This is a genomic window from Streptomyces sp. NPDC037100, assembly GCF_055606225.1.
Window position 1 is genome coordinate 251,617 of the sequence record NZ_JBVJSX010000002.1, and the last position, 15,078, is coordinate 266,694.

Annotated in this window: 11 protein-coding genes and 1 pseudogene; 4 read left to right on the forward strand and 8 right to left on the reverse strand. The window is 72.2% G+C overall.

Annotated elements, in window-relative coordinates; translation table 11 throughout:
• The first annotated feature begins 131 nt into the window (after nucleotides 1-131).
• The gene (locus ACZ7EG_RS06270) at nucleotides 132-1,676 is read left to right on the forward strand and encodes an alpha/beta hydrolase (protein WP_471073077.1); all 1,545 of its coding nucleotides are present in this window, start codon (nucleotides 132-134) and stop codon (nucleotides 1,674-1,676) included.
• 135 nt (nucleotides 1,677-1,811) lie between these two features.
• On the forward strand, nucleotides 1,812-3,278 hold the full coding sequence (locus ACZ7EG_RS06275) for an alpha/beta hydrolase (protein ID WP_471073080.1): 1,467 nt from the start codon (nucleotides 1,812-1,814) through the stop codon (nucleotides 3,276-3,278).
• Nucleotides 3,279-3,349: 71 nt separating this feature from the next.
• Here ACZ7EG_RS06275 and moeZ read toward each other — a convergent pair whose 3' ends face one another.
• The 8 genes and pseudogenes from moeZ to ACZ7EG_RS06315 form a co-directional block, all read right to left on the reverse strand.
• Complete coding sequence (gene moeZ, locus ACZ7EG_RS06280; RefSeq protein ID WP_104777511.1) at nucleotides 3,350-4,528, reverse strand: adenylyltransferase/sulfurtransferase MoeZ; 1,179 nt, start codon at nucleotides 4,526-4,528, stop codon at nucleotides 3,350-3,352.
• 63 nt (nucleotides 4,529-4,591) lie between these two features.
• Nucleotides 4,592-5,341: a spherulation-specific family 4 protein gene (locus ACZ7EG_RS06285; protein ID WP_471073084.1), complete on the reverse strand. Its 750-nt coding sequence runs from the start codon at nucleotides 5,339-5,341 to the stop codon at nucleotides 4,592-4,594.
• Nucleotides 5,329-6,288, reverse strand: coding sequence for an NAD-dependent epimerase/dehydratase family protein (locus ACZ7EG_RS06290; protein ID WP_471073087.1), 960 nt, complete (start codon nucleotides 6,286-6,288; stop codon nucleotides 5,329-5,331). Before ACZ7EG_RS06290 ends, ACZ7EG_RS06285 begins: the two co-directional genes overlap by 13 nt.
• Before the next feature lie 144 nt (nucleotides 6,289-6,432).
• Nucleotides 6,433-8,028: a hypothetical protein gene (locus ACZ7EG_RS06295; protein ID WP_471073090.1), complete on the reverse strand. Its 1,596-nt coding sequence runs from the start codon at nucleotides 8,026-8,028 to the stop codon at nucleotides 6,433-6,435.
• Nucleotides 8,028-9,770: a DUF3492 domain-containing protein gene (locus ACZ7EG_RS06300; protein ID WP_471073093.1), complete on the reverse strand. Its 1,743-nt coding sequence runs from the start codon at nucleotides 9,768-9,770 to the stop codon at nucleotides 8,028-8,030. Before ACZ7EG_RS06300 ends, ACZ7EG_RS06295 begins: the two co-directional genes overlap by 1 nt.
• Nucleotides 9,771-9,959: 189 nt before the next feature.
• Nucleotides 9,960-11,175, reverse strand: a pseudogene (locus ACZ7EG_RS06305) (ATP-binding cassette domain-containing protein); the annotation flags it as partial.
• 1 nt (nucleotide 11,176) lies between these two features.
• Nucleotides 11,177-12,565 carry a DUF3152 domain-containing protein gene (locus ACZ7EG_RS06310; protein ID WP_471073096.1) on the reverse strand — a complete coding sequence of 463 codons (1,389 nt, stop codon included), beginning with the start codon at nucleotides 12,563-12,565 and terminating at the stop codon, nucleotides 11,177-11,179.
• A gap of 8 nt (nucleotides 12,566-12,573) precedes the next feature.
• Complete coding sequence (locus ACZ7EG_RS06315; protein WP_471073099.1) at nucleotides 12,574-13,620, reverse strand: alpha/beta fold hydrolase; 1,047 nt, start codon at nucleotides 13,618-13,620, stop codon at nucleotides 12,574-12,576.
• A 257-nt stretch (nucleotides 13,621-13,877) separates the two neighbouring features.
• Between ACZ7EG_RS06315 and ACZ7EG_RS06320 the strand changes: the two genes are divergently transcribed.
• Both ACZ7EG_RS06320 and ACZ7EG_RS06325 read left to right on the forward strand, forming a co-directional pair.
• Nucleotides 13,878-14,102, forward strand: coding sequence for a hypothetical protein (locus ACZ7EG_RS06320; protein WP_344458652.1), 225 nt, complete (start codon nucleotides 13,878-13,880; stop codon nucleotides 14,100-14,102).
• A 207-nt stretch (nucleotides 14,103-14,309) separates the two neighbouring features.
• Nucleotides 14,310-14,957 (forward strand): TetR/AcrR family transcriptional regulator, encoded by a 648-nt coding sequence (locus ACZ7EG_RS06325; protein ID WP_471073102.1) that lies wholly within the window; start codon nucleotides 14,310-14,312, stop codon nucleotides 14,955-14,957.
• Nucleotides 14,958-15,078: the final 121 nt, after the last annotated feature.

Here is a 15,078-nt window from a genome sequence, read left to right on the forward strand (position 1 = left end):
CCCGACCGGGCGGGCGCGGATGCGTCAGCCCCGTCGGCCTGGCGAACAGGCCCTTTCGCCTCACCGAACCCTCCTACCTCGTACGGCACGCGTCCCGCGCGCCCCGTCCGGGACCGCCGCAGGATGGAACCATGCCAACCCTCCTCCGGCTGCGCGCCGCCGCCCTGACCGCCTCGGCCGTGCTGCTGTCCACCGTGCTGGCGGGCTGTGGCGAGGACGCCCAGGACGAGGACGTGACGCGGCAGGAACTGAGCTGGAAGGCCTGTCCGGCCCCGGACGAGGCCCAGGGCGGCGGTCCCCCGCCCACTCCCCTGCCGGACGACGGTGAGTGGCAGTGCGCGACGATGAAGGCCCCGCTCGACTGGAGCGACCCCAAGGGCGACACGATCGGCATCGAGCTGATCAGAATCAGGACCACCGGCACCGGGAACGAACGCATCGGCTCGCTCGTCTTCAACTTCGGCGGCCCCGGCGGCTCTGGCGTTGCCACGCTGCCCGCTTTCGCCAAGGACTACGAGAAACTGCGCACCCGCTACGACCTGGTCAGCTTCGACCCGCGCGGGGTCGGCCGCAGCGACCCTGTGATCTGCGAGAACGACCAGCAGCTCGACGCCTACTTCCAGCAGGACGGCACCCCCGACGACGCCGCCGAACGCACCCAGCTCCTGGACAGCACCAAGGAGTTCAACGACGCCTGCGAGCAGAAATCGGAGGAGATCCTGCCGCACGTGCGCACCACCGACGCGGCCCGCGACCTGGACCTGATGCGCCAGGTCCTCGGCGACGACAAGCTGCACTACTTCGGCATCTCCTACGGCACCGAACTGGGCGGCGTCTACGCCCACCTGTTCCCCGAGCGGGTCGGCCGTGCCGTGTTCGACGCCGTCGTCGACCCCACGAGGAACCCCGAACAGAGCAGTCTGGGGCAGACCAGAGGCTTCCAGCGCGCGCTCGACAACTTCGCCGAGGACTGTGTGTCGAAGACCGAGGAGTGCCCGATCGGCGACAGCGCGCAGGACGTGAAGGACCGCATCGCCGCACTGCTGGACGATCTCGACCGCACACCGCTCCCGGGAATCTTCCCCCGCCAGCTGACGCAGACCGCGGCGACCAGCGGCATCCTGCAGGCCCTGTACTCGAAGGACCTCTGGGAAGTCCTCACCGATGGCCTGGAGGAGGCCTACGACGGCGAGGGCAGCACCCTGATGCTGCTCTCCGACTCGATGAACGGACGCAGCGAGAACGGCGAGTACGACAACTCGACCGCCGCCTTCACCGCCATCGGCTGCGCCGACGCCAAACCGCGCTACGACGCCGCCTACGTCGAGCGGAGGCTGCCGGAGTTCCGGGCCGCCTCACCCCTGTTCGGCGATTCCCTGGCCTGGGGCATGATCGGCTGCACCGACTGGGCCGTGGCGGGCGCCGCCGACCACCCGGACGTCAGCGCTCCGGGCTCGGCGCCGATCCTGGTCGTCGGCAACACCGGTGACCCGGCCACGCCGTACGAGGGCGCGAGGGCGATGGTGAACGCGCTGGGCAAGGGCGTCGGAGTCGAGCTCACGTACCGGGGCCAGGGCCACGGCGCCTACGACAGCAAGAACCCGTGTGTGCAGGGCGCGGTGAACGGCTATCTGCTGAACGGGAAGGTGCCAGCGACGGGGACCGTCTGCACCTGACACCCTCGGCACTCCGGACAAACTCGCAGCTCAAAGGGTTATCCACAGGCTGAGACGGTCGAGGCGGGATGTGCCTACCATGGCCGGACCGCCATCCGCGGCACGTAGCGGACGGCCTGCGAGGGGGGATGGTCAATGACACGCTTCGTTCGATGGACCGCTCTGGCGGCCGTATCGGCCCTGCTGAGCGCGGGCTGCAGCGGAGGTCCGTCCGGCGACGAGAGTGGGCTGTCCTGGGGGCGTTGCAAAGCCACGGCCGACGGCCCCGCACCGAGCAGCGACTGGCAGTGCGCGACGCTGAAGGTGCCGCTGGACTGGTCGGAGCCGGACGGCGAGACGATCGGTCTGGGGCTGATCCGAGCCAAGGCGCGCGGCGGCGACCGCATCGGGTCGCTGCTGTTCAATTTCGGCGGCCCAGGTGCCTCGGGCGTGTCCATGATGCCGTCCTACGCCCCGACCGCCTCCTCACTGCGCGAGCGGTACGACCTGGTGAGCTGGGACCCCCGCGGGGTGGGCGCGAGCGAGGGGGTCCGCTGCCGGGGCGACAAGGAGATCCAGGCCGCCGAGTCGGTGGACCTCACCCCGGACACCCCGGCCGAGGAGAAGGCGTACCTGGAGGACGCCGCCGACTTCGGCAAGGGCTGTGAGAAGGACGCCGGGAAGCTCATGGCCCACGTCTCGACCGCCGACTCCGCCCGTGACATGGACCGCATCCGTGAAGTCCTCGGCGACAAAAGGACGAACTACTTCGGCATCTCCTACGGCACCGAGCTGGGCGGCACCTACGCCCACCTGTTCCCGAAGAGGGTGGGACGCATGACGCTGGACGCGGTCGTCGACCCCGGGGCGGATGCCGTGGGCCACGCCGAGAACCAGGCGGGGGGCTTCCAGCGCGCGCTGAACAGTTACCTCGAGTCCACCGGCCAGGACCCCCAGGAGGGCTCGCGGAAGATCGCGGCCCTGTTGCAGCGGATCGACGCCCGCCCCCTCCCGGCGGGCGTGCCCGGGCGGAAGCTGACCCAGGCCCTCGCGGTGACCGGCATCATCCAGCCGCTGTACAGCAAGGACAGCTGGCCGACGCTGACCAGCGCCCTCGACGCGGCCGAACAGGGCGACGGCTCGGAGCTGCTGGCCCTCGCCGACCGCTACAACGAACGTGCCCCGTCGGGGCGCTACGGCACGACGACCCACTCCCAGCGGGTCATATCGTGCCTGGACGACCGGCAGCGGCCGACGGTGGCCGAGACGAAGCAACTGCTGCCCCGGTTCGAGAAGATCTCCCCGGTCTTCGGAGCGTTCCTCGGCTGGGACACGGCCGGCTGGTGCCACGACTGGCCGGTGCCCGGACAGCACGACACTCCGGAGGTGAGCGCCCCCGGCGCGGCACCGGTCCTGGTGGTGGGCAACACCGGCGACCCGGCCACCCCGTACGAGGGCGCGCGCAGGATGGCCGACGAACTGGGCAAGGGTGTCGGAGTGATGCTCACCTGGCGGGGCGAGGGCCATGGCGCGTACGGCAGCGGGAGCGACTGCGTCGACTCCACGGTGAACGCGTACCTGCTGGACGGTTCGGTGCCGAAGGACGGCAAGGTCTGCTCATGACGACGGCGGGGGCTTCTGACACCCGTGGTGCCCGAAGCCCCCGCCGGTCGGGAAGGGAGGCCGGATACGGTTCAGTACACCGGCTTGGACGGCTCGATCTGGTTGACCCAGCCGATCACGCCACCGCCGACGTGCACCGCGTCCGAGAAGCCCGCGGACTTCAGCACCGCGAGGACTTCCGCACTGCGGACACCCGTCTTGCAGTGCAGGACGATCTTCTTGTCCTGCGGGAGGCTCTCCAGGGCGGTGCCCATGAGGAACTCGTTCTTCGGGATCAGCCGGGCGCCCGGGATGGAGACGATCTCGTACTCGTTCGGCTCACGGACGTCGATGATGTCGATGCTCTCGCCGTCGTCGATCCACTCCTTGAGCTGCTTGGGAGTGATCGTGGAGTCGGCGGCCGCCGCCTGGGCCTCCTCGGACACGACGCCGCAGAAGGCCTCGTAGTCGATGAGCTCGGTGACGGTCGGGTTCTCGCCGCAGACCGCGCAGTTCGGGTCCTTGCGGACCTTGACCTGGCGGTACTGCATCTCCAGGGCGTCGTAGATCATCAGCCGGCCCACCAGCGGGTCACCGATGCCGGCGAGCAGCTTGATGGCCTCGTTGACCTGGATGGAGCCGATGGACGCGCACAGCACGCCCAGGACGCCGCCCTCGGCGCAGGAGGGGACCATGCCGGGGGGCGGGGGCTCCGGGTACAGGCAGCGGTAGCAGGGGCCGTGCTCGGACCAGAAGACGGACGCCTGTCCGTCGAAGCGGTAGATCGAGCCCCAGACGTACGGCTTGTTCAGCAGCACGCAGGCGTCGTTGACGAGGTAGCGGGTCGCGAAGTTGTCCGTGCCGTCGACGATCAGGTCGTACTGGCTGAAGATGTCCATCACGTTGTCGGCCTCGAGCCGCTCCTCGTGAAGGATCACGTTCACGTACGGGTTGATGCCCTTGACGCTGTCGCGGGCGGACTCGGCCTTGGGGCGGCCGATGTCGGCCTGGCTGTGGATGATCTGGCGCTGCAGGTTCGACTCGTCGACCTCGTCGAACTCCACGATGCCGAGAGTGCCGACGCCCGCGGCGGCCAGGTACATCAGCGCCGGCGAGCCCAGGCCGCCGGCGCCCACACACAGCACCTTGGCGTTCTTCAGCCGCTTCTGCCCGTCCATCCCCACGTCGGGGATGATCAGGTGGCGGGAGTACCTGCGGACCTCGTCTACGGTGAGCTCGGCAGCCGGCTCGACCAGGGGTGGCAGCGACACGGGGACTCCGTTGGTCGGTCAATCACTACGGTTGTTCTCCCCGTAACAGTGCCATGCGTTTTTTCATTCCGAGACACCTGTTCCGACACGCGAGACGAATTCGTCCCAGTAGCCGGGCATGGCCTCCCAGGGGTCCGTGTGACCGCCCCCGTCCGTGTGGTCGGTGATCCAGACCGTCGCGGCGCCCTGCCACCGGGCGATCTGCAGTGCCTCGGCCAGGTGGGGGCGGGGCACGCCGTGGACGAAGTGGCAGAAGCGCTCGGGCGCATGGTCGGCGGTCCACTCGGCCACCTGCGACCAGCGGTAGTCGCTCCAGGGCCCGGAGAAGGTGACCAGTTGGTCGGCGAGCTCGACGTAGCCGGGGTGCGGGTGGATGCCGTGGCCGAGGACGATGTGGGCAGCGTCACGGATCACGCGGAGCGTGGCGACCGTGCGGCGGATCTCGGGCAGCCCGGCGTGGTCGGCGGGGCAGCGCTCCAGGAGAAAGCCGTCGACCTGGTACCAGTCGACGAACCGGTGTGCGTCCGAGATCAGTTCCCCGAAGTTCCGGGTGCCGTACCGGGTGTCGAGCCGGCCGAGGACGCGGATGCCCGTGTTGCGCAGGCGGCCGGCCGCCGCCAGGCAGTGCGGGTCGGGGCGCGCGCCGGGACCGTCGGCCACATTGAGGACCACCCAGTGCAGCGGGGTGCCGGGGCGGGTCAGCTCGCCCCATTCGGTCGGGGCGAGGAGGGGGTGTGCGTAGCCGGGCACCCCGACGCCGGGGCGGAGTTCCGTGCCCGAGGTGCTCCGCCGGGATCTGGTCAGATGCGGCATGCCGCCTCCATCCAGATGTCGGCGAGGGACTCCTCCAGGCCGATCCGGGGACGCCAGCCGAGCCGGTCGCGCGCGGTGCGCACATCGGCCTGCTGCCAGCTGCCGCAGCCGTCCGGGTACGGGTACGTGACGGGGGGCGCGTGGTCCGGGTCGGGGCGGGGGTGGCCGATGGCCGTGCGCAGGGCGCCGGGCGGACCGTCGAGTTCGTGGAGGGCGCCGCCGTATCCGGCGACGCGGGCGAGGACCGCGGCGGCGTCGCGCAGGCGCACGGCGCGGCCGGAGCCGATGTTGATGACGCCCTGCGCGGCGGAGAGCGAGGCGGCGTGGACGGCCCGGGCCACGTCCCGGACGTCGACGAAGTCGCGCTGGGCGCCGAGCCCGCCGAGTTTCAGCTCGCCGTCGCCGGACTGCATGGCGCGGCGCATGGCCTCGGCGAGACGGCCCAGCGGGGAGCCGGCGGGGGTGCCGGGCCCGGCCGGTGAGAAGACGCGCAGGACGACGGCGTCCAGGCCGGAGCCGAGGACCAGTTCGGTGGCGGCGAGTTTGCTGACGCCGTACGGGCCGCCGGGCCGGGGCACCGCGTCCTCGGCGGTGGAGGAGCCGGGCTGGCTCGGGCCGTATTCCGCGCTGCATCCGATCTGCACCAGCCGGGCTCCGCAGCCGCTGCGGCGCAGGGCCTCGCAGACGGTGGCGACGGCGACGGTGTTGTGGCGGGTGAGCTCGCGAGCCCCGCCGCGGGTGGCGCCGGCGCAGTTGACGACGACACCCGGGTGGACCGCGTCGAGGAAGCGGGTGAGGGCTCCGGGGCTGCCCGAGGCGAGGTCGAATCGGACGTCGGCGTCGTCACCCCGGCCGAGGGCGGTGAGCTGCACGGCCGGGTCGGCGAGCAGGCGGTCGGCGACGAAGCGCCCGATGTAGCCGTTGGCTCCGATCAGCAGGACTCTCATAGCGCGGCTCCCCGTGTCGCCGGGGTTCCTGGGTGGGTGGTCATGCGGGTTCTCCTCGAGGCGGAAAGGAAGGGAGGGAGGGAAGGGAAAAGAAGGAATGGGCCGGGGGAATGCCGCCTGCGGCACGGCCGGCGTCGGCGGCGGTCACCGCGCGGGCTCCGAGGGTGCGTGGGCCGAGGCCCGGGTGAGCTTGCGGGTCGTGTGGACCAACAGGGCGAGGGCCGCCGCTCCGCAGGCGAGGGTGGGGACGCTGCCGGCGCCCCACGTGGTGACGAGGGTTTCGACGGGGGTGGCGAGGAAGCCGAGGCCGGGGAGGCGGGAGGCGAAGACCGTGGCGAGGGCGACCGCCTCTGCCGTGGCCGTCGCGGTGAGGACCACGGCGGGGGCGTAGGTGAAGCCGTGCGTGGTGAGGAGGCGGGCCAGGAACAGGAGCGCCCCCAGGGCGAGGGCCTGACCGGAGGCCCCCGGCTCGCCGAGGACTGCCCCGCAGAGGGTGAGCAGGGCCGCCAGGGCGCCCAGGAACAGGGCGAACATGCCGAGCAGGAGGGGGCGTACAGCGGCGGCGAAGTCCTCCAGGCCGCGGCTGGAGGCCAGTTTGCGGCGGGCGCGCACGGTGAGGAGGTGTGCGATCCAGGCGGCGGGAGCGCAGGCCAGGGCGAGTGCCAGGACGGGGGCGGCGGTGAGGGGCCAGGGACCGTCGGGCGCGCCGGTGGGCAGAGCGTCGGGGCCTCCGGCGAGGGCGCTGCCGAGCAGCCCGTTGCCCAGGAGGGCGTAGAGGACGAGCCACAGGGTCCAAGGAGTGGTTCTGCCTGAGGTTGCGCCGGATCGCGGCCCGGGCCGGTCCGTCTCGGTCCTGCTCAGGGGCCCTCGGCGCAGGGCCGCGCGGACGCCCAGGGCCACGACGAGGACGCCCGCCGCTGCCGCGAACAGGCGCTGCTGGCCCTGTGTGAGATGCACGGCGGTCACGGCGGCGGCGCACAGCACACCGGGCAGCAGGGTCAGAAGGGCCCAGTCGGCGCGCACCCGGGGAGGGGCGGGCGGGGCGGGCAGGGGTGCGTCCCCCTCCCGCGAGACCCTCGCGTACATCTCCTCGGCGAGGGAGAAGACGTCCCGGTGGCGGAAGCGGGCGGCAGTCCGGTCGGTGATGCCGTGCGCCTCCAGGCCTGCGGCGATCTCCAGGGGGTCCACCGCCCGCTCACAGAGTTCACGGTGCCGGTGCATCAGCGCCTTGACCGGATCGGCAGCCCCCCGACGCGGGGCGGAGGCCTTGCGATCGACGGCCGGCTCCTGATCCCCGAGCCCTCGGCCATCGGCGACCGGCTCCTGATCCCCGAGCCCTCTGCGATCGACGGCGGGCTCCCCCTCCCCGGGCACCTTGCGCACAGCAGCCGGTTCCCCGGGCACCCTGCGCACAGCAGCCGGTTTCCCGGGCACCTTGCGCACAGCAGCCGGTTCCCGGCCCCCGGGCATCGCGCCTTCGGCGACCGCGACCGCGACCGCCTCAGGGGCCGTCGCTTCCGCGGTGGCCGGGCCCGGGGCCGAGTCCCTGGCCGGGCTTGTGCCCGGACCCGCCGCCGGACCCGCCGCCGGACCCGCGGCCAGCCCCGCGGCCGCGTCCGCGGGCGGGCCCGAGTCCGGGCCCGAAGTCGTCGTGTCCCCTTCCCGCTCCGAGCGCGCGTCCCACGCCCCGGGGCCGACGGGGATGCCCGGACGACGGTCCAGTTCGCCCAAGTCGCTCATCACGCACCCTCCGGGGCGGGCACGGCAGTGGTCGCCCGCACGGGCCTGTCAGTCGCCCAGCCGGGGCCACTGCGGGCCGCGGTGAGTCGGGGGGTCGCGGCGGTCCAGCGGACGGGTACGTGAGCCTCGGCGGGCACCGCGAAAGGCAGGGGCGCCCCCGTCCCGTCGAGGAGGACACGGCGGACGGGCGCACGCGAGACGATCTCCAGGTAAATGCCGTGAAACGCCTCGATGTTCTGCTCGACCGTGAACAGTTCGAGGGCGCGGGCGCGAGCGGCGGCGCCCAGGCGCGCACGGCGCTGAGGGTCGCGCAGCAGCGCCACGCACGCGTCGGCGAGCGCTCGCGGATTGCGCGGCGGTACGACGAGGCCCGTGCCGCCGATGATCTCCACGACCGCGCCGACGTCCGTCGACACCGTCGCGCGCCCGCAGAGCATGGCCTCGACGAGGCCGATGGGGAAGCCCTCGACCACGCTGGACAGGACGGTCACGGCACCCGAGGCGTGGGCGTCGGCGACGGCCGGGAGTTCAGGGCCGCCGATCTCCTCGAAGGACACCGGATTGTCGCCGGCGGCGTGCGGGCCCTCGGCCTCGTCGGGGAAGAGCTGGGCGGCCAGCGTCCTGCAGTGACCGAGGTAGGCGGCGCCCTCGGGACCGGTGGGGGCGCCCACGATGCGCAGCCGCGTCCTCGGCTCCTGCTTGCGCACCTCCGCCAAGGCGTGCAGCAGCGAGACGAGGTCCTTGGCGGGCTCGACGCGGCCGACCCAGACGAGCGTGTCCGGGTCCGCGCCGTCCGGGGACTCGCCCACCTCGGCGAAGGGCCGGGCCTCCATGCCGGGGTAGACCGTGCGGAGCTTCTGGCGGTCGGCGCCGCAGCGCTCCTGCCAGCGGCGGGTGTGGGTGTTTCCGGCGGTGACGACCTCGGCCCGCCCGTAGGCCTCGGCCGCGAGCCGGCCTTGGAAGGCCGCCAGCAGGGACCGTACGGCGGGCGGGGCGTCCGGAGCGGTGAGGTAGTGCGTCCGCAGGCGCACGCCGTATTCGGTCACCATCAGGGGCACGCCGGTGAAGTGCCGGGCCAGCAGGCCGGGCAGGACCGCCGTGCCGCCGGACGCGGCGTGACAGAGGTCGACCGCACCGAGCCCGTCGTCCTCGTACCAGTCGCGGGATAGGGGGCGCAGGGCGCGTTCGAGATGTGCGGCGACGGCGAGCAGATCCGGTACACGCGCCTCGCGCGCCGCACGATGGGCGCCGGGCGCACGACAGGCGCGTTCCAGGGTGCGTACGGCGGCCTCCGACCGGAGCGCCCCCGCCAGCCCGCCCTCCTCGCGGGCGAGTTCGGCGAGCCCGTACAGGGCGTTGGCGAAACGGTCCGCCTCGGGGGTCGGCGCACTTCCGGAAAGCCTTCCGGCAGCGCTTCGAACGCCCCCGGCCGCAGGGGGGGCTCCCCCCGGCCCTCCGCACAGCACGGCGGCCAGTTCTCCGAAGTACTCGGCGAACCGCCGGCGTGCGCGGCGCCCGAGCACCACCTCGTCGTCCTCGGCCATCCACAGGGGCGCGGTGCGCACCCGGCGGACGTTCGGTGACAGCGGGACCCAGCCCTCGTCCTCCTGGTGCTCGCTGCGACTGAGCGCGTAGACGTCGAACTCGTGCTGGGCGAGCCCGCGCACCAGCCGGTCGCACCAGAGCCTGGCGTCACCGCTCACATACGGATAGCCACCCTCCGTAAGCAGTCCGATGCGCACGTGTGCACCCCCGATCTCCCGTATGGGGAGCCGCCGTTGCCCGGCGGCTCGCAGCGGGACGAACGTATGCGGACAAGGCGGTGGTGCGACGGACGGTTGTCCGTCGCACCACCAAAAGGGGTGAACGGTCGTAACTTTCCCGTGCGGGTCGCGTTCTGTCGCGCTAGGAGATCAAGCGGACACGGATCGTCATGCGGCGGCCAACTCCCGGCGCTCCGCCCTGCGTCGTGCGGCGGCCTGCGGATCGAGCGCCGGTACGGCGGCCGGCAACTGCCTGGTGTAGGGATCGCGCGGCGACTCGTACACCTCCCCGACGGGCCCTTCCTCGACGATCCTGCCGCGCCGCATCACCGCGACCCGGTCGCTGACCTGGCGGAAGACGGCCAGATCGTGCGCGGCAAAGACGAGCGCGAGCCCGGGTTCGCGCTGCAACTCCCCCAGCAGGTCGACCACATGGGCATGGGTGGTGACGTCGAGGGCCGAGACCGGCTCGTCGCAGACGATGACCCGTGGGTCGGCCGCGAGCGCCCTGGCGATGCCGACCCGCTGGCGCTGCCCGCCGCTGAACTCATGGGGACAGCGGTCGTAATGCGCCGCTTCGAGCCCCACGCGCTCCAGCAGTTCGCCCACGCGCTCCCGGATGCGCCCCTCCTGCCGCTCACCTCGTGCGCGCAGCGGGTCGGCGATGGACTCGCCCACACTGCGGCGGGGATTGAGGGAGGAGAGCGGATCCTGGAAGACCATCTGCACGCCCGGGTTCCCCGGTGTGCGGACGGCCCTCGAAGGTCAGCGATCCCGCCGTGGGCTCCAGCAGCCCGACGAGCATGCGCCCGAGGGAGGTCTTGCCGCTGCCGCTCTCGCCGACGCCCCCGAGGGTCTCGCCGCGCCGCAGGACCAGCGACACGTCGTCCACGGCCGTGAACGCCCGCTTCCCGCGCCCGAACTCGCGCCTGAGGCCGGTCGCCTCCAGGACGGCCTTCTCGGGGGCCGTCGAGGCCTTCCGGGGCGCGTCCAGCCGGGGGACCGCGGCCGGCAGCTCCCGGGTGTACGGCTGGGCCGGTGCGCCCAGCACGTCGGCGACCGGGCCGTGTTCGACCGCCCGGCCGTGCCGCATCACCAGCACCTCGTCGACGCTCTCGGCGGCGACGCCGACGTCGTGCGTGACGAGCAGCAGGCCCGTGCCGGTCTCCTCGCGCAGGGTGTGCAGCAGGTCGAGGATCTGGGCCCGGACCGTCACGTCGAGGGCGGTCGTCGGCTCGTCGGCGATCAGCAGCCGGGGTTCGCACGCGAGCGCCATGGAAATCAGGGCGCGCGGCCGCATGCCGCCGCTGAACTCGTGCGGCCGGGACCGGGACGAGTTTCCGAGCATGTCAACGCGAGTCGCGCCACACCGCCTGAGGCGCCTGTCAATTCCCGGGGTACGCCCAGGCGTTGGCGCGGCAGTGGATGCCGTCGTGGTCGAGGAACTTGGTCTGCTGCTGCATGACCGGAGCCAGGTCCCCGTCCTTGTCGCAGGTGACGTGGTTGTAGCCGAGGCGGTGGCCGACCTCGTGGTTGATCAGCATCTGCCGGTAGGAGTGGATCTTGCTGTCGCCGTAGGTCTCCGAGCCCTGCGCCCACCGATAGGCGTTGATCATCACGCGCTCGGTCGCTGCCGAGTCGCAGGAGACGTTGTCCTCGGTGGTGTCCAGGCCCGACTTGGCGCACCAGTCGGCGGTCGTGCCGGGGCTGGCGAGGGTGATCACGAAGTCGGGCTTGCCGGAATAGATCCGCTCGAAGGTGCGCGCGCCGTTGTGGGCCCAGCTGCGCCGGTCGTTGAGCGTCTTCTGCACGGCCTCGGCGAACAGCGCCCCGTCGAGCCCGAGGCCCTGCTCCACGTCCACGCGATAGGTGAACTTCTGCCCGGCACCCGGCGCCTGGGCGATGCCGGGGACGGCGTCGAACGTCCCGGAGCCCTTGAGGGTGGCGCCGAGCGGATACGTCCTGCTCATCTTCTCGTCGTACGTCAGCGGCACGACTTCGGGGGCCGGCGCCCGGCCGTCCGCGCGGGACGCCGGGTCCCGGACGTCACGGGCCTGGTCGGTGGCGGACTGCGACTGCACGCCGGTGACCCCGTGATCGTCGGCGACCTGCCCGGCGACGATGACGGCCAGCACGGTGGTGACGGCCGCGGCCGCGATGCCGGTGAAGGTACGCCCCTTGCCGCCCCTGCCCGGCGCGGGCGTGCCGGTGGGCCCCGCGTCGTCGTGACCGGACCCGGAGTCGGCAGGGCTGCCGACGTTCCAGTCCGTGACGGAGGCGTAGGCGTCCGCGGCGTGCGCGGAGGCGGGCGTACGGGGCGCGAAAACGTCGTCCTCCTCTTCGACGAAGGCGTCGATGTAGTCCTGCCGTGGCCCGGGCACGGATGCCCGGCGCTGCCGCGGTATGGGTACGCCGACACCGGCGGTCCCGCCGCCGGCCCCCCTCAACTCACCCCAGCCGCCTCCGGCTTCCCGCTGTTCGGGATGCCCTCCGCGGGCTTGCGGGAAGCCGTGCGCGGGAGTGCCGTGCGCGGGGGTGCCGTGCGGCGGCGTTCCGTCCGTCGGCGCGGACCTCGGCCCCGGCACCCTGCGCGAGCTCTGCGACGGCCCGCCGCCCTGCGGTCCGCCGGGCGGTGCGGTCCTGGCTCCCCGGCCGGCGTCCGGTGCCTGGCCCGGCCTCTGCCCCTGCGCGGCGCCGGTCCGGCCGTCCCGTGCTGCGGTCTTGTCCGCGCTGTCGTCCTTGACGACCGGTCCGCGGCGGCTGTGGCGTCCCACGTCGCGCCTCAGCCCCCCATGCTCTCGTCAGTGCCTGCTCCGTCGACGGCGGCGCCCCCGACATCCGGCCGGCCGGCCCCCTTGGCCCGCTGCGCGCCCAACTCGCCCGCGTCTTGGAGCAGTTCCCGAAATGCCGTGGCAACGGTCTCCGGGTACTCCATCATCGCCACATGGCCCGCATCGGGCAACGTCACCATCCGGGAGTCACGGAAGGCCCGGGCCGCCTTCCGGGCCATGCGGAAGCCGACGAGCTGGTCGCGGCCGCCGTAGACGAGCAGGGTCGGCGCGAGGACCCGTTCCGCCTGGCGCCACAGCCCCTGCTGGCCGCCCAGCGTGTAGGCGTTGACGATCCCGCGCGCGGAGCGCGCCATCGCGTCCCAGAAGTATGGCAGCCGCAGCCGCCGCTCCATCTCCTGCACGGCGTTGCGGAATCCTTCCGGCGTCACCCTCCCGGGGTCCCCGTAACACAGCGCCATCACGCCACGGACCCGCTGCTCCGCCGTCCACTCCCGGGTGAGCCGGGTGAAGAGCAGAGCGACACCGGGCACCGCCAGCAGCCCCGTGGGCACGGCGGTGCGCTGCACTCGGATTTCCGGCAGAGCGGGCGACACAAGCGTCAGCGTACGGATCAAATCCGGTCGAACCGCGGCGACACGGGTGGTGATGGCGCCGCCGAGCGAGTTCCCGAACAGGTGCACGGGGCCGCGGCCGGAGGCGTCGAGGTAACGGATGACCGCGCGCGCGTGCCCCGTGACGGAGTAGTTGCCGTCGTCCGGTGGCGGGGAGTCGCCGAAGCCGGGCAGGTCGAGGGCCTCGCCGTCGACGGAGTCGTCCAGCAGCGCCATCAGCGCCGACCAGTTCTGCGAGGAACCACCGAGCCCGTGCACGAACAGGGCGGGAGGCAGCCCCTCGCGCGCCGGAGGCCTCGACCGCATCGTGAGCGTGACGCCGGGCAGCTCGACCGACCTCAGCCGTTCACCCTCCGCGACCCGTACGGTCCCCACCTTGGGCAGCACATTGGCGGGCGGCACGAACGGCAGCTCGGTCGAAGACATGCGGCAATGTTACGAGACGATCACGCAGTGACTCATGTGTTCGGCTGTGTTCGCCGTCACAGGAATCGGCCGGTTGAGGACGCGGAAAAAGGAGGCACCCGGGCATGGAGGGGCAGCAGTCGACGGGACCAGCACTGCGTCATGTCCAGGACGCGGATCGCATAGCGTCCGGATCGGGTGTCTCCTAGGCTCGTACACAGGGCACCCGCGTGTGGCCCCTGCATTCCCCAGGGACGTTCGTAGGAAGGGAGCCCAGCATGGCCGTAGACCCCACCGACCCGGAGACGTTCGAGGCCGAGGATGCACCGGAGGCGCAGGAGTTCGACGTCGAGGCGCCCGAGGTCGACGCGGCCGAGCAGCAGGCGGACATCGCGCCGGACCGCGACGACCCGCTGACCGGCGTCGACCCGGACCGCGCCAACGAGGCGGACCTGGTGGAGCAGGCCCGGATCGTCTCGCTCGACGAGGACGACTACCGGTGACACTCGCCGCCCACGGGCGACGAACCGCTCCACAGAACAGGAAAGAGGCAGCCTTTTGCCCGCTCTGACCCTGTTTGAAACCTTCGAAACCGCTTTCGCATCCGTCCGGTCCGTGAAATTCTGCGCTCTCACCGCGCACACCACGGTTACTGAAAAGTACGATGGCGACGCGGCCAGATCCGCACGTGGACGACTATGGGAGGCGGCGTGACAGCCATCGAGCAGACAGAGGCGGTTCGCCCGCGGGGCACACGCCTGCCACGCCGTGCCCGACGGAACCAGCTCCTGGGTGCCGCCCAGGAAGTCTTCGTGGCCCAGGGCTACCACGCGGCCGCGATGGACGACATCGCGGAGCGTGCCGGCGTCAGCAAGCCGGTGCTCTACCAGCACTTCCCGGGCAAGCTCGACCTCTACCTCGCCCTGCTGGACCAGCACTGCGAGTCGCTCATCCTGGCCGTACGCAACGCGCTGGCGTCGACGACCGACAACAAGCAGCGCGTGCGGGCGACGATGGACGCCTACTTCGCCTACGTCGAGGACGACGGCGGTGCCTTCCGCCTGGTCTTCGAGTCGGACCTGACGAACGAGCCCGCCGTGCGCGAGCGCGTCGACAAGGTCACGAACGAGTGCGCGGAGGCGATCTGCGACGTCATCGCCGAGGACACCGGCCTGTCGCGCGCGGAGTCGATGCTGCTCGCGTCGGGCCTCGGTGGCCTCGCCCAGGTGGTGGCACGGTCCTGGCTGCACAGCGACCGCAGCGTGCCGCGCGACCAGGCCGTGCAGTTGCTCACCTCGCTGGCATGGCGCGGTATCGCGGGCTTCCCGCTGCACGGCATGGAGCAGCCGCAGCACTGACGGGTGCCGTTGTTCCCGCCCGATGTTCGCTCGTGGCGTTCTCGGGCGGAGCATGTACGTCCCCTCACCGGGCTAATGTGTGCTGCGTACGGCGCGGAAGGTCGCGCACATCACTGACCGT